The following is a 23340-nucleotide window of genomic DNA, read 5'->3' as shown; positions in this document are numbered from 1 at the left end:
CACGGCGGCCTTCGCGGCCGCTGGTGCCGCTGGTGCCGCTGCTGCCGCCGGCGCGCTGGCGGCAGTGGCGCCGCGCCACTCCTTCACGCCGCCGTGGCCGGCGCAGGCGCCCTGCTTGGTGGCGCCGAAGTAATTGCTGCCGTCCTTGCAGATGCCAGTGGGCGCCTGCGCCGCCKGCGCGGTCTGCGCGCGCGCCAGCAGCGGCACGCCGACGCACACGGCGGCGGCCAGCAGCATGGGCAGGCCCAGGCGCATGAACAAGGCTTGCCCKGGGGGGCGKGCGGAGACAGCGACTGCGGACTTCGTGGCTTTCGTKGCGGGCATGACGGGCTCCTGCAGTGACAATGCCATTGGGAACATCGAAAACGACAACCAGAAACAACCAGAACGAAACGACCGCGGCCGCGATCGGGGAGACGGCGGCGCCGGGCACGCGCAGCCGCCATCTGCCCGGCAGGCAATACTCCACTCAACGGCCCGTGGCACGCTTGCGTTGACGCCGGGCCGATGTGGTGCCGGCTGCCCCCGCCGCAAGGCGCGCCGTTTGTGCAATGCGCTACAGTGTCAGGCATGTCCGGCCGCGGCCGGAGGCTCACCACGCTCCTGCGATGACGCTACTGAACAGACCGTCGACAACGATCGCCATGCGGCTGCTGGCGGCATGGTGGCTGACGCTGGCCGGTGCCTKGCTCGCGCCAGCGGCGAGCGCMGCCCCCGGCCTGGCCGCGCTGCAAGCGGCCGTGACGGCCGCGCCGGCCTCGCAGCCCGCGGCCAGCGAGCCACTCGCGCAGTCGCTCGACCAGGTCATCACGACGCTGCAGAGCGACAAGGACCGCAAGGCGCTGGTCGAGCAGTTGCAGACGCTGCGCAAGGGGGTGGGCGCCAGCGATGCGTCGGCGCCGAAGCCCGGCCTGCTGGGCGCGCTGGCGGAGGCGGTCGACCATCTCGACAACAAGCTGCGCAAGGACATGGGCCCATGGCACTACTGGCGCTGGCGCGCCGAATTCGCCGTCGAAGAGTGGCGCATGGCGCTCACGGTCAATGGCAGCCGGCCCGCCTCGCAGTCGCTCAGGGAATTCGGCGCGGTGCTGGCAGCGTGGTTCCTGGCCGGCTGGCTGCTGTGGGAGACCGGCAAGCGCGTGCGCCACCGGCTGGTGCAGCACACCCCGCGCGCCGAACTGCCGGCGGTGCCATCCTGGATGGACGTKGGGCTCTACATGCTGCGCCGGGTGATTCCGTGGGTGCTGGCCCTGGGCCTGGCCATGCTGCTCTCGGTMAGCGTCTTCAACCGCTCGCCGGCAAGCATGGCCGGCATGGTGATCGCCTATTCGGTGGCGGCCGGCGCGGTGCTCGGCGCGGTGTGCCAGGTCATCTTCGCGCTGTTCAGCTCGGCCCATCGCGCCCGCGCGGTGCGCGAACTGCTGCGGCATTCGCGCGGCCTGCTGTTCGCCACCGGCGCACTTGCGGCGCTGGGCGACGTGGCCACCGACGCGCGCGTGGTCGCCTCGCTCGGCACCAACCTGTMGGCGCTGGTCTCCACCGTGGCCAATATCGCCGCGGCCCTGCTGATCGGCTGCTTCACGCTGCGCTTTCGCCGCCAGATCGGCCAGCTCATCACCAACCGCCCGCTTGCGTTCCGCCAGGCGTATCCGGGGGTGGCCGACCTGCTGCGCCTGATCGGGGCCACCTGGCACTTGCCGGTGCTGGCGGTGGTGGTGGCCTCGGTGGCCGGCACGCTGCTGGCCACCGGCAATGCCGACATCTTCCTGCGGCGCACCGTGGCCTCGGTGGCGCTGTTCGTCGCCGCCCTGCTGCTGACGCTGGTGAGCGGGCGCTCGCCCAAGTCTACCCGCCGCGCGCCGCGCTTTCGCGACCGCCAGCGCTCGGCCTATGTGGCGCGCTTCGGGCGCTTCGCCAAGGCGGTGGTGCKGGTGGTGATCTGGTTCGCGTACTTCGAGCTGGGCAGCCGCATCTGGGGCACCTCGCTACTGTCGATCATGGAATCATCGCCGGTGGGCCGGCGCATCGGCGAAGCGGTGTTCAGCGTGACCGCCACGGTGCTGCTGGCGTGGCTGGTCTGGCTGCTGATCGATACCGCCATCACGCAGACGCTGACGCCCGCGCACGGACGCGGGCCGGCGCCGAGCCTGCGCGCCAAGACCATCMTGCCGCTGGTGCGCAACGCCTTGTTCGTGGCGCTGCTGGTGATCACGCTGATCGTGGTGCTGGCCAACCTCGGCGTCAACGTGACGCCGCTGCTGGCCGGCGCCGGCGTGGTCGGCCTGGCGATCGGCTTCGGCGCGCAGAGCCTGGTGCAGGACCTGATCACCGGCCTGTTCATCGTGGTGGAAGACTCCATCGCCATCGGTGATTCGGTGGAGCTGCCCGACCACGCCGGCACGGTGGAGGCCATGACCATCCGCACCGTCAAGCTGCGCGACGGCAAGGGCGCGCTGCACGTGCTGCCGTACAGCCAGATCAAGGCCATCAAGAACCTGTCGCGCGGCTACGCCTTCGCGGTCTTCAATATCGGCGTGGCCTACGGCAGCGATCTCGATCGCGCCATGGAACTGATCCGCGAAACCGGCAACGAGGTCTCGCGCGATTTCCGCTATGCGCGCAACCTGCTGTCCGGGCTCGACATCCTCGGCCTGGACCGCTTCGATCCCGGCGGCTCGGTGGTGCTGGCCCAGTTCAAGACGCGGCCGCTGACGCAGGCGGAAATCACGCGCGCCTTCAATGTCCGCCTCAAGCGCAAGTTCGACCAGAACGGCATCAGCATGGCTACCCAGCGCGTGACGGTGCAGGTCGATGGCGCAGCGCCGGCGCGCGCCCAGGCTGCGCAGGCCGGCGCGGCCGCCGCCGCGCTGCCGGCKAGCGCACCCGGGAATGGCTGAGCGCCGGGCCGGGCTTCGCGTGTACGCAGAAACGGGTACGGTCCGTGCCCCATGTTACGCCGAAGATACATTTCAGCGCTGAAAAATTCATATGCATCGGGGAAACAACATTCGCAATTTGCGAAGTTATGCACCGATGCGCATAATGCCGCTACGCGGTAACGCGGGCAGCCCGGATTTCGCCATGTGCGGCGGGCCGATCCCGTCCGGTGGCGATGGCCACAGTGAAGCCGGCCGACACGAGCCAGCCGTACCAGCAAACCAAAAATAATAGCGAGTACTTGGCAGAACTGGCGCAAGCCACCGGGGAGAAACACCATGGGCGAACATCCGTCGGCGGATGAAGATCTTCACCGCCTGATCGATTCGATCTACGAGTCCGCGCTCGACGTCACGGCCATGCCGCAGGCGCTCGACCTCTTCTCGCGCTACACCGGCACCGAGAGCCCGCATTACCTGGTCTGGGACAAGGTGGCCGGGCGCGCGCGGCTCGGCGTGACCCCGCACGGCTGCTTCTCGGCGCAGGGCGCGCATATCCCCGAAGACCTGCGCGCGCTGGCCACCCTGCCGTCGCACGCACTGGCCGGCGCCCATGCCGGCGGCCCCATGGAGGACGCATCGCACTACGCGCACGGCGCCGACCTCGAACGCGGCGTACGCCTGCTCGATACCGAAGAGGTGTGCGTGCTGATGGGCGGATCGGGCGACGGCCAGTCCCCGGATATCCGCTTCGACGGCATGGAAGGCTCCGCGCACCGCCGCAGCCGCCTGGCCCGCGTGCTGCCGCACTGGGCCCGCGCCGCGCGCATGCAGCAGCGCAATGCCGAACTGAGCGGCCTGGCGGCGCTCGGCCTGGCCGGGCTCGATACGCTCGACTTCGGCGTGATGGTGCTGCAGGCCGACATGCGCGTGCGCTACGCCAATATCTGGGCGGAGGCGCTGGTGCAGGCCGACAGCCAGCTCGCGCTGGACAATGGCGTGCTCCGGCCGCGCGAGCCGGCGCTGCAAGCCACCCTGCACAAGCTGCTCGAACGCGCCATGCAGCCACACGGGCCCGAGCGCGCGGCGGGCTCCTGGATGCATATCACGTCGGGCGGCCAGCCGGTGCCCATCATCGTGTTGCCGCTGGTTTCGCGCCAGCCGGTGGAGGGCCCCTGGCAACTGCCGTTCGCCATGGTGCTGATGGGCAATTCCGAGTCGCGCTCGGTGCTGGACAGCTCGGTGCTGACCTCGCTGTTCGGCCTGTCGCGCAAGGAAAGCCTGGTCGCCATCCGGCTTGCCGCCGGCGAGACCCTCAGCGAGATCGCCGAGCACGAGTTCGTCTCCCCCCACACCGTACGCGTGCATATCCGCGACATCCTGCGCAAGACCGGCACGCATCGCCAGAGCGAGCTGGTGCGGCTGCTGCATCTGCTGCCGGGCGTGGCGCTGGAGCGGGTGGCGCCGGCGCGCGGCGCGCCGCCGGCCTGAGCCCGCGCCCGCCCCGCGCCMGCCCCCTTCCCGGTMACGGCTTCTGCCGGACATCCTCCCCCAAGGCCGCTAAGCCGCGGCTGTCTGCCTCGCCACCGCCATCAGCCGCTGGACCTGCCGGTCGTCGCTGTCGGCGGGCGTGGCCAGCGCGATGCCGATGCGCGCCGACGGACGCGGGCTGCTCAGGCGCAGGAAGCGCACGCGGCGGTTGACATAGCGCGCCGCCACGCTGGGCACCAGCGCCACGCCCAGCCCGCTTTCCACCAGGCTGATGATGGTCTGCACCTGCACCGCTTCCTGCGTCACGCGCGGCACGAAGCCGGCCTGCTGGCACAGCAGCATGGCGATGGCCTGCAGGTTKGGCACATCGGCGCTCGGATGCATGATGAAGGGCTCTGCCGCCAGCGCCTTGAGCGCCACGGTGTCCTGCTGCGCGAATTCGCTGTCGGCCGGTACCGCGGCCACGAACTCGTCGGTCTCCAGCGGCATCAGCGTGTAGCCGCCAGCCTGGAGGATCGGGAAGCGCACCAGCCCGGCATCGAGCTGGTGGCGCTCGAGCCGCTCCAGGATCGACGCCGAGGTGGATTCGTGCAGGATCAGCTCGATACCCGGATGGGCTGCCCGAAAGGCCGGGATCAGCCTGGGCAGCAGCGCATAAGTGGCCGAGCMGACAAAGCCCACCCGCAGCGCGCCGCGTTCGCCATGGGCCGCGGCCACCGCGGCCGCGCGTGCCTGCGCTGCATGGAACAGCGCGCGGCGCGCGTCGTGCAGCGCGGCCTCGCCCGCCTGCGTGAGCCGCACGCCGCGCGACGTGCGCACGAACAGCGGGGTGCCGAGCGAGTCCTCCAGCTTGCGGATCGAGATCGACAGCGGCGGTTGCGCCATGTGCAGGCGCTCGGCCGCGCGGTGGAAGTTGCCGGTCTCGGCGAGAGCGACGAACTGCTGGAGCTGGCGCAGGTCCACGGTGATATCCCAAACGTATCGGATACTAAAAATCTAATATTAGACGCAAAGCTCTCGCCTGATCTACCCTGTTGCCATCCGATGTCGCGCCGGCCGCGCAGGCCTGGCCTGCCGGGCGCCGGGAAAGACACAGAACAGATCAGGAGACCGTCCAGCATGTTGCCTCTCTCAGGCGTGCGCGTGATCGACCTTTCCACGGTCGTGATGGGCCCCTATGCCAGCCAGTGGCTGGCCGACCTGGGCGCCGAAGTGATCAAGGTGGAGCCGCCCGGGGGCGATTCCACGCGGCACACCGGCCCGGCTGCCGAGGACGGCATGTCGGCCATCTTCCTCGGCGTCAACCGCAGCAAGAAAAGCGTGGTGCTCAACCTCAAGCAGCCGGCCGCGCAGGCCGCGCTGGAGCGGCTGCTGGCAAGCGCGGACGTATTCGTGCACAGCATGCGCCCGCAGAAGCTCGCGGGACTGGGGCTGGACCCCGCTGCCGTGATGGCGCGCCATCCCCGCCTGGTCTACGTGAGCCTGCTGGGCTTTGCCGAAGACGGCCCCTACGGCGGCCGCCCGGCCTACGACGACATCATCCAGGGGCTGTCCGGCAACGCCGCCCTGATGGCGGCGCAGACCGGCACCGTGCGCTACTTCCCCACCATCGCCGCCGACAAGACCAGCGGCCTGGTGGCGGCGCTGTCGATCGCGGCGGCGCTGGCCGGGCGCGAGCGCCAGGGCGGCAAGGGCACGCTGGTGGAAGTGCCGATGTTCGAGTMGATGACGGCCTTCAACCTGGTCGAACACCTGTATGGACAGCACTTCGAGCCGCCGCGCGGCCCGACCGGCTATCCGCGCGTGCTGGCCCCGCTGCGCCGGCCTTACCAGACCGCCGACGGCCACGTCTGCATGATGCCGTACACCGATGCGCACTGGCGTGACTTCTTCACCGCCGCCGGCCGCCCGGACCTGGCGGCCGATGCGCGCTTTGCCGGCATCGCCGCGCGCACGCAGCATATCGAGACGCTCTACGAGCTGACCGGCGAGATCGTGCGCGCGCGCACCACCGGCGCGTGGCTGGCGCTGTGCGAGACCCTGCAGATCCCGGTCGCCCGCGTGAATGGGCTGGACGATCTCGTGGACGACCCGCACCTGCAGGCCACCGGATTCTTCGACACGCTGGAGGATCCGGCCATGGGCACGCTACGCTTTCCCGGCGCGCCGGTGCGCTTCGACGGCCAGCGCGCGGTGCCCGGCCTGCCCCCGCGGCTGGGCCAGCATACCCGCGGCCTGCTKGGCGAGGCAGGGCTGAGCGAAACGCAGATCGACGCGCTTGGGCAAGCCGGCGCGGCATACTGCGCGCCGGCCGCCGAGGCCTGAGAATCCGGCGCCCGGATCATGGCAGAGACCCTGAACGCAAGCCCGGAAGCGGTGCCGGACAGCACAGTTCCATCTTCCGCTCCATCCACTCMTAACATAAAGGATGCCGGCCACACGGGCCGGCCATCACCAGGAGACGCCGTGCCGCATACCCACTACCCCCGCCTCGGCCAGGGCTTTTACTGGCAGGACATCAAGGAAGGCCAGACCTTCGAGACCTTCCGCCGCACCGTGACCGAGACCGACCTGGTCAACTTCATCTCGGTCACCGGCATGCTGGAAGCCATCTTCATCGAAAAGGGCTACGAGGGCAGCGCCATCCAGGGACGGCCGGTGCCGGCCGCGCTCACCTATGCGCTGATCGAGGGCTTCATCCTGCAGACCATGATCCAGGGCACCGGACTGGCCATGCTCGAGCTGACCCAGAAGATCCTGGCGCCTGTGGTGGTGGGCGACACGATCTGGGCCACGGTMACGGTGGGCGACATCCGCCCCACCTCGCGCAGCGGGCGCGCGGTGGTGGACTCGGCCATCGAGGTATTCAACCAGCGCAACGAGCTGGTCATGAAGTACACCGCCAGGCGCCTGCTGGCGGGGCGATAGCGGCCAAACCGGAGGAGACAGAGTGAAAAAACAAGACAAAGAAACGAGCAATTGCACCGGCACCGGCACCGGCACCGGCATCGGCGGCAAGCCGGCACGTCCCGCGCGCGGCCTGCCGCCGCTCCTGCCGGTCCTCCTGGCGCTTGGCCTGGCCGCCGGGCCGGCCTGCGCGGCAACGGACTACCCCGCGCACCCGGTCAGGCTGGTGGTGCCGTTCCCGCCGGGCGGGCCGACCGACCTGGTGTCGCGCGTCATCGCCAKGAAGATGTCGGACGAACTGGGCCAGCAGGTGCTGGTGGACAACCGGCCGGGCGCCAACGGCAATATCGCCGCCGAGCTGGTCGCCAAGTCGCCGGCGGACGGCTACACGGTGCTCTACAACACCTCGTCGATCGCGCTGAGCCCGGCGCTGTACAAGAAGCTGTCCTACGACGTGAAGCGCGACTTCGCCCCGGTGGCGATGACGGCGATGGTGCCACTGGTGCTCGAAGTCAACGCGCAGGTACCGGCCGCCAACCTCGGCGAGTTCATCCACTACCTGAAAGCCAACCCGGGCAAGCTGACCTATGGCTCGGCCGGCAACGGCAACGTGACCCACCTCGCCGCCTTCCTGTTCCTGCAGGCCAACGGGCTGTCGGCKGTGCACGCGCCGTACAAGGGCAGCGCGCCGGCGCTGACCGACCTGGCCGGCGGCCAGGTGCAGTTCATGACCGACACCATCAACTCCTCGCTGCCGTTCATCCGCGACAAGCGCATGAAGGCGCTGGCGGTGACCAGCATGTCGCGCAGCTCGCAGTTGCCCGACGTGCCGACCGTGGCCGAGACCGTGATGCCGGGCTTCGAAGTGGGCGCGTGGCAGGGCATGCTGGTGCCGGCCAGGACCCCGGCCGAGGTGGTGCGCAAGCTCAACGCCGCCACGCAGCAGGCCCTGGCCGCGCCCGATGTGCGCGCCAGCCTGGCGGCGCAGGGCGCCGAGCCGCGCGGCAGCAGCCCGGACGCCTACGGCCGCTACCTGGCCCAGGAGATCGACCGCTGGCAGAAGGTGGTGAAGGATTMCGGCGTGACGCTGGACTGACCCGCCGCCTGGCCAGCCGCCAGCCRCATCCCCGGAGATTCGCTTTGACTTCCCTGATCGACACGTTCCAGCTTACCGCCCTGCCCGCGGCCGCCGCCGCCTTCCGGCAAGAGGTGAAGGCGTTCCTGACTGAGCACCTGCCCCCGCTGCCACCCGAGACGCGGGCGCGCTCGTGGATGGGCTTCAACGCCGATTTCAGCCGTGCGCTGGCGCGGCGAGGCTGGGTGGGCATCACGCTGCCCGCGCAATACGGCGGCGCCGGGCTCGACCCGTTCTCGCGCTTCGTGCTGGTGGAGGAGCTGCTGGCCTGCGGCGCGCCGGTCTCTGCACACTGGATTGCCGACCGCCAGAGCGGGCCGCTGATCCTGCGCTACGGCAGCGATGCGCAGAAGCGTTTCTACCTGCCCCGCATCTGCCGCGGCGAGGCCTTCTTCTGCATCGGCATGAGCGAGCCCAATGCCGGCTCGGACCTGGCCAGCGTGGCTACGCGCGCGCTGCCGCAGGAGGATGGCACGTGGCGCCTGAACGGACGCAAGATCTGGACGACCAATGCCGACCGCTGCCATTACATGCTGGCGCTGGTGCGCACCTCGGGCAGCGCGGAAGACCGCCAGCGCGGCCTGTCGCAGGTCATCGTGGACCTGTCCGCCCCGGGCGTGACGGTGCGGCCCATCCACGACCTGGCAGGCGACGCGCATTTCTCGGAGGTCAGCTTCGACGACGTGCTGTTGCCGGCCGGCGCGCTGGTCGGCAAGGAAGGCAGCGGCTGGGAGCAGGTCAATGCCGAGCTGGCCTTCGAGCGTAGCGGACCCGAGCGCCTGTACTCCAGCGTGGTGCTGCTCGATACCTGGATCGCCGCGCTGCGGCGCGCGCCGGCCGCCCGGCGCGACACCGTCACCATCGGCCGGCTGGCCGCGCGGCTGGCCGTGCTGCGCACCATGTCGCTGGCGGTCACCGCGCGGCTGGCGGCGGGCGAAAGCCCGGTGGTGGAAGCCGCGCTGGTCAAGGACCTCGGCACCGGATTCGAGCAGTCCATCCCCGCGCTGGCGGAAGCCGCCCTCGGCGACGACCCGCACCTGGCCGCCGACGCCGAGCTGTACCGCACCCTGGCCTACGTCAGCCAGGTGGCACCGTCCTATTCGCTGCGCGGCGGCACGCGCGAKATCCTGCGCGGCATGATCGCCCGGGGCCTTGGCCTGCGCTGATACGGAGTTCCCACATGCATAACGCTTATTCCGACGCGCTCGAAGCCCTGCTGCGCGACTGTTGTACCCCCGCCGTGGTGCGCGCCGTGGAACGCGGCGGCGATCCGCAGCCGCTCTGGCAGGCGCTGCAGGAAAGTGGCTTCGCCGATTGCCTGCTGCCCGAGGAGGCCGGCAGCGCCGGCCTGCCGCTGGCGGAACTGGCGCCGGTGCTGTTCGCGCTGGGACGCCACGCGCTGCCGCTGCCGCTGGGCCAGACCCTGTTCGCACGCGCGCTGCTGCACGCCGCGGGGCGCGCGGTGCCCGCCGGCCCGATTKCGCTGGCGAGCTTCGACGGCGATGAGGCGCAGACCACGCTGGTCGCCGGCGGCGCGCCGGCGGCGTGGTTCCTGGTGCAGKAAGGCGCGCGCTGCGTACTGCTGCCGCGCGCGCAGGCGCAAGTGCGCGCCACCGGCGCCCATGCCGACCTGACCGTGATCCTGCCGCGACCCGCGCCGCAAGGGCCGGACGCCTTCATGCTGCCGGCCGGCGCCCTGCGCGAGATCGGCGCCTGCGTGCACGCCGCGCAGATGGCCGGCGCGATGTCCCATGTGTTCGACATCACGCTGCGATACGCCAACGACCGCCAGCAGTTCGGCCGCGCCATCGGCAAGTTCCAGGCSATCCAGCATCAGATCAGCGTCATGGCCGAGCATGTCGGCGCCGCGCGCATGGCCGCGCAACTGGCCTGCGCGGGCGGCGGACAGGACAATGCGTGGCGACCGGACCCGCTGCGCGCCGCCATCGGCAAGCTCAACGCCAGCGAAGCCGTCACGCCGGTGGCCGCCATCGCCCATGCCGTGCACGGCGCGATCGGCATCACCGAGGAATACGACCTGCAGCTCTACACCCGCCGCCTGCATGCCTGGCGGCTGGCGGACGGCACGGAAACCTACTGGGGCCGGGTGGTCGGAGAGGCGGTGTGCGCCGCCCCCGGCGATGGCGTGGTCGCGCTCGCGCGGCGCTGGAGCACGGACGCAGCCTAGCTCGCAACCGCCATGGGCCCGCGCGGCCAAGGTGCGCGAAAATGCCCGCCGGAGGCCGCGMCCAGGCGCATCCTGCCCGGCGGCGCCGGCCCGGCGCCAGTCCGGGAAAGCCGGGCCTGCGTGTGTCCTTTCCCATCGCCCGCATGGCCAAGACCGCAGAATCAGAGTACCTCCTACACTACAGTGAGATTCGAGGAAGTAACGCAGTGCGCCGGCCGATGAAAGGATAAGTCGCCGGCATCCTTGCGGTGCCCGCTCCGGCGACGTTGTTCCGATCCACCCGAGATTCGGTGTCTGCCCGCAACCGGGATACGGAGGCTGATGTGTCGACAATCCAAGCAAGCCTTGCCGGCGCCGCGTATTGCCGCCGCTGGCGGTCTGCCGCCATTGCGCTGCTTAGCCCGATCGTGGCCGCGATGGCTTTCCTGCTGGCGCCGCAAGCGCGCGCCCAGACGCCTTCGCCGGCGCCGGAATGGCAGTATTCGGTCGGCATCCCGCTGGAAAAGATGTTCGAGCCGGAAACGCCGACATGGGCGGTGCGCATCGGCGCGGCCGCCATCTATCGCCCGCGCTATGACGGCGCCTCGAACTACTACGTGCTGGGCGGTCCCTCCCTGGACGTGCGCTATCGCGACCTGTTCTTCGCATCCACCGGCGAGGGCATCGGTGTCAACCTCGTCAGCACGCCAAACTGGCGTGCCGGCCTGGCCATCTCCTACAACATCGGCCGGCGCGAGGCTGACGATCACGATCACCTGCGCGGCATGGGCAACATCAACTTTGCGCCCGAGGCCAAGGTGTTCGTCGACTACGTGGTTTCGAAGGAATTCCMGCTGGTGATCCGCGCCAATATCCGGCGCGCCATGGGCGGGGCCGACGGCTGGACCGGCGACGTCGGCGCCTATCTGCCGCTGCCGGGCAGCTCCGAGAAGTTCTATTGGTTCATCGGGCCTACCATGAGCTTCGCGGACTCGCGCTACATGAACACCTGGTTCGGCGTCAGCGCAGAGCAGTCGGCGCGCTCCGGCTATGCCCAGCATCAAGCCGGCGCGGGCATCAAGTCCTATGGCGCCGGCCTGAGCGCGATGTGGTTCTTCCACAAGCACTGGTTCATCACGAGCGACGTCAGCGTGTCGCAGCTGGTGGGCAGCGCCGCCAGCAGTCCGGTCGTGCAGCGCGCCACCAGCTTCTCGGGAGATATGTCGTTCAACTATCAGTTCTGAGCACTCCGGGGCGTTCCGGGCGCCCGCGCCGGCTTTCGCCGGCATTGCCACGCGGCGCAGGTCGCGCTGGCGGGGCCGGGCGGGCCCGGCCCGCCCGTGCGATGCTCAGGCCGCCTTGCGGTGCCTGCGTTCGGGCTTGCACTCGTACTTGGATTCGCGCCGGCCGTCTTCGTAGGCCACCTCCAGCCGCACCGTGAAGCCCCACAGCCGCGTCACGTGGCGGATCACCTCGTCGAAGTTCTGCGCCAGCGGACGGCGGTCGTTCTGCAGGTGCCGCAGCGTCAGCGAGCGGTCGCCGCCGACATCCACATTGGTAATCTGGATGTTCGGCTCCATGTTCGACAGGTCGTACTGGTTKGCCAGCAGCTGCCGGATATTGCGATAGCCCTCGTCGTTATGGATGGCGGTCACGCGCAGCTTGCCTTCGCGGTCGTCGTCGAGCACCGAGAACAGCTTGAGCTCGCGGATCACGCGTGGCGACAGGAACTGCAGCAGGAAGCTCTCGTCCTTGAAGTTGCGCATGGCGAAGTCGAGCGTCTTGCGCCAGTCGCTGCCGGCGAACTCCGGCGCCCAGCGGTAATCTTCCTCGGTCGGGTTCTCGCACATGCGGCGCAGGTCCTGGAATATCAGGAAACCGACCGTGTACGGATTCAGGCCGCTGTAGTACGGGCTGTTGTACGGCGGCTGGTAGATCACGTTGGTATGCGCCTGCAGCAACTCMATCATGAAGGCGTCGTTGACCAGGCCCTCCTCGTAGAGCTGGTGCAGGATGGTGTAGTGCCAGAACGTGGCCCAGCCTTCGTTCATGACCTTGGTCTGGCGCTGCGGGTAGAAGTACTGCGCGATCTTGCGCACGATGCGCACGATCTCGCGCTGCCAGGGTGCGAGCTTCGGCGCATTCTTCTCGATGAAGTACAGCAGGTTCTCCTGCGGCTCTGGCGGAAAGGACGGTTCCCGCTCAAAGGCGTCGTCGTCTTCGAGCGCGTGCGCGCGGTGCTTCGGCAGCGTGCGCCACAGATCGTTGACCTGCGTCTGCAGGTAGCTTTCGCGCTCGTTCTGGCGCGCCTGCTCTTCGGTGATGGAGAGCTTCTTGGGCCGCTTGTAGCGGTCCACGCCGTAGTTCTGCAGGGCGTGGCAGGAATCCAGCAGCAGCTCCACCTCCTGCTCGCCATAGCGCTGCTCGCACTCGGCCACGTAGTTCTTGGCSAACAGCAGGTAATCGATGATGGCGTCCGCATTGGTCCAGGTGCGGAACAGGTAGTTGCCCTTGAAGAAAGAGTTGTGGCCATAGCAGGCGTGCGCGATGGTCAGCGCCTGCATGGGCATGGTGTTCTCTTCCATCAGGTAGGCGATGCACGGATTCGAGTTGATGACGATCTCGTACGCCAGCCCCATGTGGCCGCGCTGGTAGCTGCGCTCCGATGCGAGGAAATGCTTGCCGTAGGACCAGTGGCTGTAGCCAACCGGCAGGCCGGACGATGCGTAGGCATCGAGCATCTGTTCGRCGGTGATGATTTCTACCTGGTTGGGATAAGTATCCAGGCCGAAGTCGCCTGCGATGCGGGCKATTTCGCGGTCATAGCGGTTGATCAGCTCGAAGGTCCACTCCGAGCCGGTAGACAGATATGCCATTTACGACCCCCGTTGCGGGTGAAGGGTGCGCCCGCGTCTTGCTCAACTGGAACCAGTGCCGCTGCCCGCAGGGCGGGAGACGGGCACGTTCGCCGCCGGCATGCTCCGCGTCAGCGGCTCGCAGGCCAGGCCGCCTTCTTCTGGAACAGGTCGTGCAGCACGGGATAGATCTCCTCCGCCCCGATGATGCGCTGCATGGCGAAGTTCTCGTACCGGTCCCTGACCATCAGATACTCTTCCCAGAGATTCTGCGGTTCCTCCGAAGCCACCTCCACATAGGCGTAGTACTGCACCAGTGGCAGGATGGACTCGCGCAGCAGGCGCCCGCACAACTCCGAATCGCCCGCCCAGTTGTCGCCGTCGGATGCCTGCGCCACGTAGATATTCCACTGGCTGGCCGGATAGCGGTCGTGGATCACCTCGACCATCAGCTTGAGCGCGCTGGATACAACCGTACCACCGGATTCGCGCGAATGGAAGAAGTCCTCCTCGTTGACTTCCTTGGCCACCGTGTGATGGCGGATGAACACCACGTCGATGCGCTCGTAGTTGCGCTTGAGGAAAAGGTACAAGAGCATGAAGAAGCGCTTGGCGAGATCCTTGCGGCTCTCGTCCATCGAGCCGGACACGTCCATCAGGCAGAACATGACCGCCTGCGCCTGCGGCCGCTTCTTCAGCACGCGGTTGTTGTAGCGCAGGTCGAGCTTCTCGATGAAGGGCACGCGCTCCACGCAGGCGCGCAGGTGACGCATCTCCTTCATCATCTCGAGCGCGCGCGCCGAGTACGGCCCGTCCTGTTCCAGTACCTCGCCGTACTCCCGCTCGAGCACGTCGAGCTTTTTCTGGTAAGGGCTGGACAGCGCGATGCGGCGCCCGAGCGAGCTGCGCATGGTGCGCAGGATGGAAAGGTTGGAAGGCGTGCCGTCGATGGAAAAGCCGGCGCGCACCTTGCGGACCTCGGCGATCTTGGCAAGGTGGCGCTTGGCCATGTCCGGCAGCGCCATGTCCTCGAAGAAGAAATTGAGGAAATCCTCGCGCGACAGGGTGAAGACGAAATCGTCCTCGCCCTCGCCCGAGTCGCTGGCCTTCGAGCCGCCCCCGCCGCCGCCTTGCTGCTGGCGGTCGAAGCTGTCCCCCCGGATGAACTTCTTGTTGCCCGGGTGGATCCACTCCCGCCGGCCGCCCTGGCCGTGGTGGAAGGCGGGTTCGGAGATGTCCTTGACCGGAATGGACACCTGGCCGCTCTGCTCGATGTCCATGATCTTCCGGCCGGACACCGCCTTCGCTACCGCCTGGCGTATCTGTTCGCGGTAGCGTTTGATGAAGCGTTGCTGGTTGACGGCACTCTTGTTGCCGCCGTTCTCGCGCCGATCGATGACCGTGGCCATATGCATGCCCTCTTGGAGAGGCCTCGTCCAGGCGCCGTTACGATGATTTTCTGACGCGCAAATACCACTCCACAAGTAGGCGGACCTGCTTCGCCGTGTAGCCCTTCTCAACCATGCGGTTGACGAAGTTCGCGTGCTTGTCCTGGTCCTCGCGGGAGGACTTGGCGTTGAACGAGATCACGGGCAGCAAGTCTTCGGTGGTGGAGAACATGCGCTTCTCKATCACCATGCGCAGCTTCTCGTAGCTGGTCCACGCAGGATTCTTCCCCGCGTTGTTGGCCCGCGCGCGCAGCACGAAGTTGACGATCTCGTTGCGGAAGTCCTTGGGATTGGATATCCCCGCGGGCTTCTCCACTTTCTCGAGTTCGTCGTTCAGTGCGTTGCGGTCGAGAATCTCTCCGGTATTCGGGTCGCGATATTCCTGGTCCTGTATCCAGAGGTCGGCGAACACCACGTAGCGATCAAAGATGTTCTGTCCATACTCKGAATACGACTCGAGGTAGGCGGTCTGGATCTCCTTGCCGATGAACTCCACKAACGGCGTGGTCAGGTACTCCTTGATGTACGACAGCAGCTTGGCTTCCTGTTCCGGCGGGAACTGCTCGCGCTCGATCTGCTGTTCGAGCACGTAGAGCAGGTGCACCGGATTGGCGGCCACCTCGGTGTTGTCGAAGTTGAAGACCTTGGACAGGACCTTGAACGCGAAGCGCGTGGACAGGCCGTTCATGCCTTCGTCGATGCCGGCGTAGTCGCGGTACTCCTGGTACGACTTTGCCTTCGGGTCGACGTCCTTCAGGCTTTCGCCGTCATACACCCGCATCTTGGAGAAGATGTTCGAATTCTCCGGCTCCTTGATGCGCGTGAGCACGGCGAACTGCCCCATCATCTTCAGGGTGTTGGGCGCGCACGGCGCGGCCGACAGCGAACTGCTGCGCAGCAGCTTGTCGTAGATCTTCACCTCGTCCGACACGCGCAGGCAATACGGCACCTTTACGATGTAGATACGGTCGAGGAAAGCCTCGTTGTTCTTGTCGGCCTTGAAGGTCTGCCACTCGGCTTCGTTCGAGTGCGCCAGGATGACGCCGTCGAACGGGATCGCGCCGAAGCCCTCGGTACCCTTGTAGTTGCCTTCCTGCGTCGCGGTCAGCAGCGGGTGCAGGACCTTGATGGGCGCCTTGAACATTTCCACGAACTCGAGCAGCCCGCGGTTGGCCAGGCACAGCCCGCCGGAATACGAGTAAGCGTCCGGATMATCCTGCGGGAAATCCTCGAGCTTGCGGATATCGACCTTGCCGACCAGCGAGGAGATGTCCTGGTTGTTCTCGTCGCCCGGCTCCGTCTTGGAGATGGCGATCTGCGAAAGCACGGAGGGCCGCAGCTTGACCACGMGGAAGCGCGTGATGTCGCCGTTGAACTCGTGCAGGCGCTTGACCGCCCAGGGCGAGGCGATGGTGTTGATATAGCGTACGGGAATGCCGTAGTCCTCTTCCAGGATCTTGCCGTCTTCCTCGGGCGAGAACAGCCCGAGCGGAGATTCATGGATGGGCGAGCCCTGCAAGGCGTAGATGGGAATCTGCTCCATCAAGGCCTTGAGTTTCTCCGCCAGCGAGGACTTGCCCCCGCCGGGAGGGCCGAGCAGGTAGAGGATCTGCTTGCGTTCCTCGAGGCCTTGCGCGGCATGCTTGAAGAAGGCGACGATCTGCTCGATCGTGTCCTCCATGCCGTAGAACTCGCGGAAGGCCGGATAGATCCTAATGACCTTGTTGAAGAACAGGCGGGACAGCCGCGGGTCGTGGTGGGTATCCACCAGTTCGGGCTGGCCGATGGCGGCGAGCATGCGCTCGGCCGCGGTCGCGTAGGCGGAAGGATCCTTCTTGCAGATATCCAGATACTCCTGGATGCTGTATTCCTCTTCCTTGCGAGCTTCGAAGCGTGTGGCGAAGTGGCCGAAAATGTCCATACCTCACTCCCGTCAGATTCCCGTCCGAGGCGAAGGCACAACCGCTACATCCAAAGATCCCGCGCCAGCGATTTGCGGCTCCGCCACCCCGGCTTGGCGGTGCTGGCCATGTTGCGAGGCCTTTACTTCATCATAGTCAAATAACGGCGAAGGCTGAGAGCCGGTTGACGAACTTTGCAACTGCGTCTGCAACTGGTTTTGCAAGCGCGCAACAGAGGTTTCGACTCACCGTACCGCTGCTCCAGGCCCCACTCGCGACGGGCATTTGGACCATGTCTTGTGACACACATTACACCTTTCCCGCTCTCCATGCACAGTTGGTTTTGTAACCAGAGGCACGCTCCAGAACCTGCAAGCCGCGCCACACGGGGCATTGCGGGCAGGCCTACAGCCAACGTCCTACGACGTCGGCATGAGGGCCTTGCGCAACCTCCGCGCGCATGCGCGCGCCGCACTGCGCATGTGGCCACACAGGTGGCCACACAAGCCGCCACATCGGCGGCCACATGCGCGCGTCACAGCGTGCGCGCCACCAGCTCCTTCATGATCTCGTTGGAGCCGCCGTAGATCTTGCTCACGCGTGCGTTGGCGTACATTCGCGCGATCGGGTACTCCAGCATGTAGCCGTAGCCGCCATGCAGCTGCAGGCATTCGTCGATGATTTCGCAGTTCTTCTGCGAGCACCACCACTTGGCCATGGCCGCGGTGGGCGCATCGAGTTCGCCCGCGAGCAGGCGCATCATGCAATCGTCGACGAAGGTCGCGGCAATGGTTGCCTCGGTCTTGCACTCCGCCAGCTTGAAGCGCGTGTTCTGCATATCGATCAGCGGTTTTCCGAACACCTGGCGCTCGCGCACATACTCCGTCGTCAGCTCGATGGCGCGCTGCATGCTCGCCACCGCGCCGAGCGCGATGATCATGCGTTCCTGCGGCAACTGCTGCATCAACTGATAGAAGCCCTGTCCCTCCTCTGCACCAAGCAGGTTTTCCACCGGCACGCAGACATCGTCGAAGAACAGCTCCGCGGTGTCCTGCCCTTTCTGTCCGATTTTTTCCAGGATGCGGCCGCGCCTGAAGCCTGCCAGGTCACGGGTCTCGACCATGATGAGCGAGACCCCGCGCGAGCCGGCTTCGGCATCGGTCTTGGCCACTACGCAGATCAGGTCGGCGTGGTAGCCGTTCGTAATAAAGGTCTTTGCACCGTTGATGCGATAGATGTCTCCGTTCTGGTTCTTTTCACGCACCGCGCGGGTGCGTACTGACTTGAGGTCGGACCCCGCGCCGGGCTCCGACATGGCGATGGCGGCCACCATGGCGCCAGAAGCCATCTGCGGCAGCCATTTGCGCTTCTGCGCCTCGGTGCCGTAGTTGAGCAAGTAATGGGCCACGATGCCGCTGTGCACGCCATTGCCAAGGCTGGTGGCAATGGCACGGGCCATTTCGTTACAGATTACGGCCTCGTGAGCAAAGTTCCCGCCGCCGCCGCCGTACTCCTCGGGAATGCTGGCGCACAGCAGGCCGACTTCCCCGGCCCGGTTCCAGACCTCGCGGTCGATATAGCCGCGCTCGGCCCAGCGCGCTTCGTTCGGCACCAGCTCGCGCTCGACGAAACGCCGCACGGTGTCCTGAAACATCGTCAGCTCTTCGTTCATCCAGGGCACCTTGCGTGCCGCCATCGCCGTATTCTTGTCCGTGGCTTTCATATTGGTCTTCGTCTCCGAGGGGGATTGGTTCTTCGGCGCGCAGTAATGCGTCGCCATACCTTCTGCGGGCGGTCAGTCCGGCCAGCGATAACGCGGGGGCTGTTTCTCCAGGAATCGCGTGGCGGCCTCCTTGCGGTAGTCGGTGGCGAACGCAATGCCCTGGCCGTCCGCCTCCATCTCCAGCATGCTGTGCAGGTCCTGGTTGAGCGAGGCGTTGAGCGCCTTCTTGGTCAGCGCCACCGCCACCGGCGATGCCTCGGTGAAAGCCGAGGCCAGCGCCAGCGCGCGCGCCTGTAGTGCATCCTCGGGCACGATCTCCATCACGATGCCCTGCTCCAGTGCCGCCTGCGCACTGAGTTCGCGCATCGAGAACATCAGCGCCTTGGCACGCTGCAGGCCGATCATGCGCGGCAGCGTGTAGAACACGCCGCAATCCGGGATCAGGCCCAGCCGCAGGAACGGCAGCCCGAAGCGCGCGCGCGGCGTGGCCAGGATGATGTCGGCCACCAGGGCCAGGCTGAAGCCGGCGCCGTAGGCCGCGCCGTCCACCGCGGCGATGACCGGGCGGTCGAGGTGGATCAGGTCTTCCAGCCAGGGATGGATCGCCGCCAGGCGCTGGCGGCCCTGGTCGGCACTGATGTCGCCCTGCATCGAACTGATGTCGCCGCCCGAGCAGAAGTCCGTGCCCGCGCCGGTGAGGATCAGGGCGCGCACGCTGCTGTCCTGGCGGAGCTGGTGGACCACGTCGCCGATTTCGCGGCGCATGGTGCCGTTAAGCGCGTTCTTGCGCTTCGGGTAGTCCAGGGTCAGGGTGGCAATGCCGTCAGCGACGGCGTAGCGGATGGTCTCMATGGCGGATTCCTTCAGTATCAGACAAGCGATGATGTATCGGATAAGGCGCCCGACGACGGCGCCCGCAGACTTGGCGCGGCCGCTCAGTMGAGCTGGATGTGCGCGTCCTGGACAATGCGCGCCCACTTGGGCGTATMGGTGGCGATCACCGAAGCCAGCTCCTCGGCCGACGATCCCACCGGCTGCAGGCCCATCGCCGCCAGCTTCTGCGAGATCTCGGGCAGGCGCACGATGCGCCCGATCTCGGCCGACATCTTGTTCACCACGTCGCGCGGCGTCTTGGCCGGCAGGAACACGGAGAACCAGCCGCTCGGCTCGAAGCCGGCAAAGCCTGCCTCKGCAAAAGTGGGCACCGCGGGGATGGATTTGTAGCGCTGCGCGCCGGTGATGGCCAGGATCTTGAATTTGCCGCTATTTAAATAGCTGTTCGCGGACGTCACATCGACGAAAGCCGAATCCACCTGCCCGCCCAGCACGTCGCTCATCAGTGGCGCGGCGCCCTTGTACGGGATATGCGCCAGGTCCAGCCCGGCCTGCATCTTGAGCAGTTMGCCGTGCAGGTGCGAGGAAGTGCCGTTGCCGTAGGAACCGTAGCTGAGCTTGCCGGGGCTGGCCTTGGCCAGGGCCACGAACTCCGCCAGGGTGCTGGCCGGYACCCGGTTGGGCACCACGAACAGGTCGGACGACCGCGCCAGCAGCGAGACGGGCTGGAAATCGCGCGCCACGTCGTACGGAATGCGCTTGTACAGGCTCGGAGACTGGATCATGGCGGTGATGCCGAGCAGCACCGTGTAGCCATCCGGAGCCGCCTTGGCGACGATATCGTTGCCCAGCATGCCGCTGGCGCCGGGCTTGTTGTCCACCACCACGGGCTGGCCCCAGGCTTCGGTCAGGCGCTGGCCGATCATGCGCGCCACKGTGTCGGTGCCGCCGCCGGCCGGATACGGCACCACCATGCGGAGGGGCCTGGCCGGGTAGTTGCCCTGCGCCAGCACCGGCAGTTGCCATCCGCCCAGCAGCGCACCGCCACCGAGTGCCGCCGCCTGGCCCAGCCAGGTTCGCCGAGTTGCCTTCATCGTTGTCTCCCCCATTCGTTTCGGTGATCTCTTGTCTTTGCCATGCTTGCCGTACTTGCCGTGCCTGCCTTGTTCCGCCTCAGTCCGGGCCGGAGGCGCCCACGCCCGCGGCGGCGGCCGTGCCGCCTTGCGCTTGTTCCTGCTCCTGCAGCGCCCGCCACTGGATCTTGCCGGTGGCGGACTTGGGCAGCGCATCGACGAAGCTGACGATGCGCGGCACCTTGTAGGCGGCGAGCCGCTCGCGGCACCACGCCATGATCTGTTCGGCGCTGGCCTCGGGCGTGCCGCGCGCGGCGGCCTTGAGCGCGACTACCGCCTTGACCGTCTCGCCGCGGCGCTCGTCGCGCGCGGCGATCACGCAGGCCTCGTGGATGGCCGGATGGCCGTAGAGCAGGTTCTCCACTTCGGCCGGCCAGACCTTGAAGCCGGAGGCGTTGATCATGCGCTTGAGCCGGTCGCGCATGAAGAAATAGCCGTCCGCGTCCATGAAGCCCAGGTCGCCGGTACGCAGGAAGCGCTTGCCCCCGATCTCGATGAACGATTCGGCGTTGGCCTGCGGGTTGCGCCAGTAGCCCAGCATGATCTGCGCGCCGTGCGTGATGATCTCGCCCACTTCGCCCTGCGGCAGCTCGGCCAGCGTATGCGGGTCGATCACGCGCGCGTCCACGCCGAAGGTGGCGATGCCCAGGCATTCGCGCTTGGGCCGGTGGCGCGGGTTGGACAGCAGGAAGGCCGCGCTCTCGGTCAGGCCATAGGCCTCGACATAGGGCAGTCCGAAGCGCTCCTGCAGCATGGTCGCCACCGCGTCGGGCATGGCCGCGCCGCCGCCGCCCAGGTAGGCAAGGCTGGAAAGATCACGCTGCGCGATGTCGGGCTGCGCGAAGAAGTCCACCAGCATGGCCGGCGGCGCGCCCCAGGTGGTGACCTGGTAGCGCTCGATCAGCTCTGCTGCCAGCGCGCGGTCCCAGCGCGGCAGCAGGACGATGGTGGCGCCCAGGTAGAGCGGGGCATGGATGCCGTTCTGCATGCCAAGCAGGTGGAACATCGGCGCCACCGACAGGGTCACGCTGTCGGGACTGGCGCTGCGCCACAGCTGCGAGCCCACGGCCGCGCTCATCAGCGTGCCGTGCGTATGCATGCAGCCCTTCGGGTGGCCGGTGGTGCCGGAGGTATAGGCCAGCATGCACAGGGTGTCGTAGCCGGCCTCGTCMGCGCGCGGGCGATGGCCCGCGGCGTCGGCCTGCATCCATTGCGCGAGCGTGGCGCCGGCGGGCGCGGATGCCGGCAGCGGCGCGCGCTCGTGAAGCCATGCGGGCACCAGCGGGCCGGCGTCGCCGAGCAGGTCGCCGTACTGGTGCACGATCAGATGCGGCAGGCGGGCGCCATGCAACGGTGCGATGCGCGGATACAGCTCGGCCGCGACGAACGCCGCCACCGCCCCACTGTCTTCCACCACATGCTCGAGCTCCGCGGTCAGCCACATCGGATTGGCCGGCACCACCACCGCCCCGGCGCGCAGGATGGCGTAGTAGGCCACGATGAACTGCGGGCAGTTCTGGCTGAACAGCACCACGCGCTCGCCCGCGGCCACKCCGCAGGCGTGCTGCAGGTAGCCCGCCATGCGCTCGATCTGCGCCTGCAGGCTGGCGTAGGTGATGGCGTTGCCGAAATACTGGATCGCGGTMTTGTCCGGATAGCGCCGCGCGGCAACCTCCACGTTGTAGGCCAGGCTGGTGCGCGGCACCCGTACCTGGCCGGGCATGCCGGGCGGCCAGAAGGCAGAGCGGTAGGCGGGAGCGGAGGAAGCGTGCGTGGGAACGGAATCGGCTGGGGTCATCGGAAGACGGGTAAGGGTAAGGCGCCGGCCGCCGCCGGCACGGCGCTAGTCAAGGCGGATATTGCGGGTGCGGATCACCTTGCCCCAGCGGGCATAGTCGCTGCGCATGGTGTCGGCGAAGGCGTCCGGCGTGCTGCCCGAAAGCACCACGCCCATGTCGTTCATGCGCCCGCGCACGGCGGGCAACGCCAGCACGCGGTTGACGTCGGCGGAGAACTTCTCCACCACCGGGCGCGGGGCGGCCGCGGGCAGCAGCAGCCCGAACCAGCCCATCGAATCCATGCCCGCGATGCCGCATTCGCGGAAGGTGGGCACGTCGGGCAGTTGTGGCGCGCGCGCCGGGCCGGTCACCGCCAGCGCGCGCAGGCGGCCCGAGGCCATATGCGGGCGCGCGCCCATCACCGAGATGATGGCCGCCGGCACCTGGCCGCCGAGCAGGTCGTTCAGCTCGGGCGCCTCGCCCTTGTATGAGACATGGGTCATGTCCAGCCCGGCTGCTTCGTTGAAGACCTCGCCGTAGAGATGGCCGCTCGAGCCGGTGCCGAAGGAGCCGTAGTTGAACTGCCGCGGCCTGGACTTCACCAGCGCGATGAACTCGGCCAGCGTGGTGGCCTGCACCGAGTTGTGCACAGCGAACACCAGGCTGGTGGTGCCGAGCTGCGACACCGGGGCGAAATCGCGCACCGGGTCGAACGGCGCCTTGGTGTAGAGGCTGGGCGCCTGGACCAGCGTGGTGATGGTCAGCAGCGCGGTATGGCCATCCGGGTMGGCCTTGGCCACGGCATCCGCGCCGATCATGCCGCTGGCGCCCGGGCGGTTCTCCACCACAATGGGCTTCTGCCACAGCTTGCCGAGCGACTCGCCGACGGCACGCGCCAGCACGTCGGTGGCGCCGCCAGCCGGGTAAGGCACCACCAGGCGGACCGGCTTGGACGGGAAAGCCTGGGCGCGCGCCGGCGCCAGGCCCAGCCCGAGACCGCCGGCGGCGAGGGCGCCGGCGCCGATCTGCTGCAATGCCTTGCGGCGTGTTTGCTGCATCGCTGCTCCTGAATGACGTGCACGGAAATGCGTC

The 23340-nt window shown here is 67.6% G+C and carries 18 protein-coding genes; 8 read left to right on the top strand and 10 right to left on the bottom strand.

All coding sequences use genetic code 11. The features are described from left to right. On the bottom strand, positions 1–324 hold a 324-nt coding region (locus AC1DKV_RS27235), incomplete at its 3' end, for a DUF3761 domain-containing protein (protein WP_477138383.1). Positions 325–608: 284 nt separating this feature from the next. On the opposite strand from AC1DKV_RS27235, the gene AC1DKV_RS27230 reads away from it, so the two are divergent. Further along, positions 609–2897: a mechanosensitive ion channel family protein gene (locus AC1DKV_RS27230; RefSeq protein ID WP_477138382.1), complete on the top strand. Its 2289-nt coding sequence runs from the start codon at positions 609–611 to the stop codon at positions 2895–2897. A gap of 318 nt (positions 2898–3215) precedes the next feature. Next, a complete protein-coding gene (locus tag AC1DKV_RS27225; protein WP_441622267.1) occupies positions 3216–4367 on the top strand; it encodes a helix-turn-helix transcriptional regulator in 1152 nt (383 codons plus the stop codon). Positions 4368–4436: 69 nt separating this feature from the next. Here AC1DKV_RS27225 and AC1DKV_RS27220 read toward each other — a convergent pair whose 3' ends face one another. Beyond that, positions 4437–5330 (bottom strand): LysR family transcriptional regulator, encoded by an 894-nt coding sequence (locus AC1DKV_RS27220; protein WP_477138381.1) that lies wholly within the window; start codon positions 5328–5330, stop codon positions 4437–4439. Positions 5331–5486: 156 nt separating this feature from the next. On the opposite strand from AC1DKV_RS27220, the gene AC1DKV_RS27215 reads away from it, so the two are divergent. The 6 genes from AC1DKV_RS27215 to AC1DKV_RS27190 all read left to right on the top strand — a co-directional run bounded on the left by AC1DKV_RS27215 (position 5487) and on the right by AC1DKV_RS27190 (position 11820). Then, on the top strand, positions 5487–6692 hold the full coding sequence (locus AC1DKV_RS27215; protein ID WP_477138380.1) for a CaiB/BaiF CoA transferase family protein: 1206 nt from the start codon (positions 5487–5489) through the stop codon (positions 6690–6692). A 141-nt stretch (positions 6693–6833) separates the two neighbouring features. Then, positions 6834–7295 (top strand): MaoC family dehydratase, encoded by a 462-nt coding sequence (locus tag AC1DKV_RS27210; RefSeq protein WP_441622261.1) that lies wholly within the window; start codon positions 6834–6836, stop codon positions 7293–7295. Positions 7296–7374: 79 nt separating this feature from the next. Continuing rightward, the gene (locus tag AC1DKV_RS27205) at positions 7375–8370 is read left to right on the top strand and encodes a tripartite tricarboxylate transporter substrate binding protein (RefSeq protein WP_477138388.1); all 996 of its coding nucleotides are present in this window, start codon (positions 7375–7377) and stop codon (positions 8368–8370) included. A gap of 44 nt (positions 8371–8414) precedes the next feature. Then, positions 8415–9575 (top strand): acyl-CoA dehydrogenase family protein, encoded by a 1161-nt coding sequence (locus AC1DKV_RS27200; protein WP_477138379.1) that lies wholly within the window; start codon positions 8415–8417, stop codon positions 9573–9575. A gap of 14 nt (positions 9576–9589) precedes the next feature. Continuing rightward, positions 9590–10597 (top strand): acyl-CoA dehydrogenase family protein, encoded by a 1008-nt coding sequence (locus AC1DKV_RS27195; protein WP_477138378.1) that lies wholly within the window; start codon positions 9590–9592, stop codon positions 10595–10597. A gap of 323 nt (positions 10598–10920) precedes the next feature. Beyond that, the gene (locus AC1DKV_RS27190; protein ID WP_477138377.1) at positions 10921–11820 is read left to right on the top strand and encodes a MipA/OmpV family protein; all 900 of its coding nucleotides are present in this window, start codon (positions 10921–10923) and stop codon (positions 11818–11820) included. A gap of 105 nt (positions 11821–11925) precedes the next feature. On the opposite strand, the gene AC1DKV_RS27185 is transcribed toward AC1DKV_RS27190, so the two are convergent. The 8 genes from AC1DKV_RS27185 to AC1DKV_RS27150 form a co-directional block, all read right to left on the bottom strand. After that, positions 11926–13452 carry a SpoVR family protein gene (locus tag AC1DKV_RS27185; RefSeq protein WP_477138376.1) on the bottom strand — a complete coding sequence of 509 codons (1527 nt, stop codon included), beginning with the start codon at positions 13450–13452 and terminating at the stop codon, positions 11926–11928. Between the two features lie 110 nt (positions 13453–13562). Further along, entirely contained in the window at positions 13563–14840 is a 1278-nt protein-coding gene (locus AC1DKV_RS27180) for a YeaH/YhbH family protein (RefSeq protein ID WP_441622251.1), read from the bottom strand. A gap of 37 nt (positions 14841–14877) precedes the next feature. Next, complete coding sequence (locus AC1DKV_RS27175) at positions 14878–16800, bottom strand: PrkA family serine protein kinase (RefSeq protein ID WP_477138375.1); 1923 nt, start codon at positions 16798–16800, stop codon at positions 14878–14880. Positions 16801–17315: 515 nt separating this feature from the next. Beyond that, on the bottom strand, positions 17316–18476 hold the full coding sequence (locus tag AC1DKV_RS27170) for an acyl-CoA dehydrogenase family protein (protein ID WP_441622279.1): 1161 nt from the start codon (positions 18474–18476) through the stop codon (positions 17316–17318). A 99-nt stretch (positions 18477–18575) separates the two neighbouring features. Beyond that, positions 18576–19355, bottom strand: a complete 780-nt coding sequence (locus AC1DKV_RS27165; RefSeq protein WP_441622247.1) for an enoyl-CoA hydratase/isomerase family protein — start codon at positions 19353–19355, stop codon at positions 18576–18578. A gap of 83 nt (positions 19356–19438) precedes the next feature. Continuing rightward, positions 19439–20431 carry a tripartite tricarboxylate transporter substrate binding protein gene (locus tag AC1DKV_RS27160; RefSeq protein WP_477138374.1) on the bottom strand — a complete coding sequence of 331 codons (993 nt, stop codon included), beginning with the start codon at positions 20429–20431 and terminating at the stop codon, positions 19439–19441. Between the two features lie 79 nt (positions 20432–20510). Continuing rightward, on the bottom strand, positions 20511–22268 hold the full coding sequence (locus AC1DKV_RS27155; protein WP_477138373.1) for a long-chain fatty acid--CoA ligase: 1758 nt from the start codon (positions 22266–22268) through the stop codon (positions 20511–20513). Between the two features lie 45 nt (positions 22269–22313). Beyond that, positions 22314–23306 carry a tripartite tricarboxylate transporter substrate binding protein gene (locus AC1DKV_RS27150; protein WP_477138372.1) on the bottom strand — a complete coding sequence of 331 codons (993 nt, stop codon included), beginning with the start codon at positions 23304–23306 and terminating at the stop codon, positions 22314–22316. Between the last annotated feature and the right edge of the window lie 34 nt (positions 23307–23340).

The sequence above is a fragment of the Cupriavidus sp. 05T41 genome (genome assembly GCF_056396525.1).
This window is presented reverse-complemented; position numbering and strand designations above follow the sequence as displayed.

Bases quoted from the DNA above. Each gene is read 5' to 3' on its own strand.
- AC1DKV_RS27225 (WP_441622267.1), top strand. From the start codon at position 3,216: ATGGGCGAACATCCGTCGGCGGATGAAGATCTTCACCGCCTGATCGAT.
- AC1DKV_RS27180 (WP_441622251.1), bottom strand. From the start codon at position 14,840: ATGGCCACGGTCATCGATCGGCGCGAGAACGGCGGCAACAAGAGTGCC.
- AC1DKV_RS27170 (WP_441622279.1), bottom strand. From the start codon at position 18,476: ATGGCGGCACGCAAGGTGCCCTGGATGAACGAAGAGCTGACGATGTTT.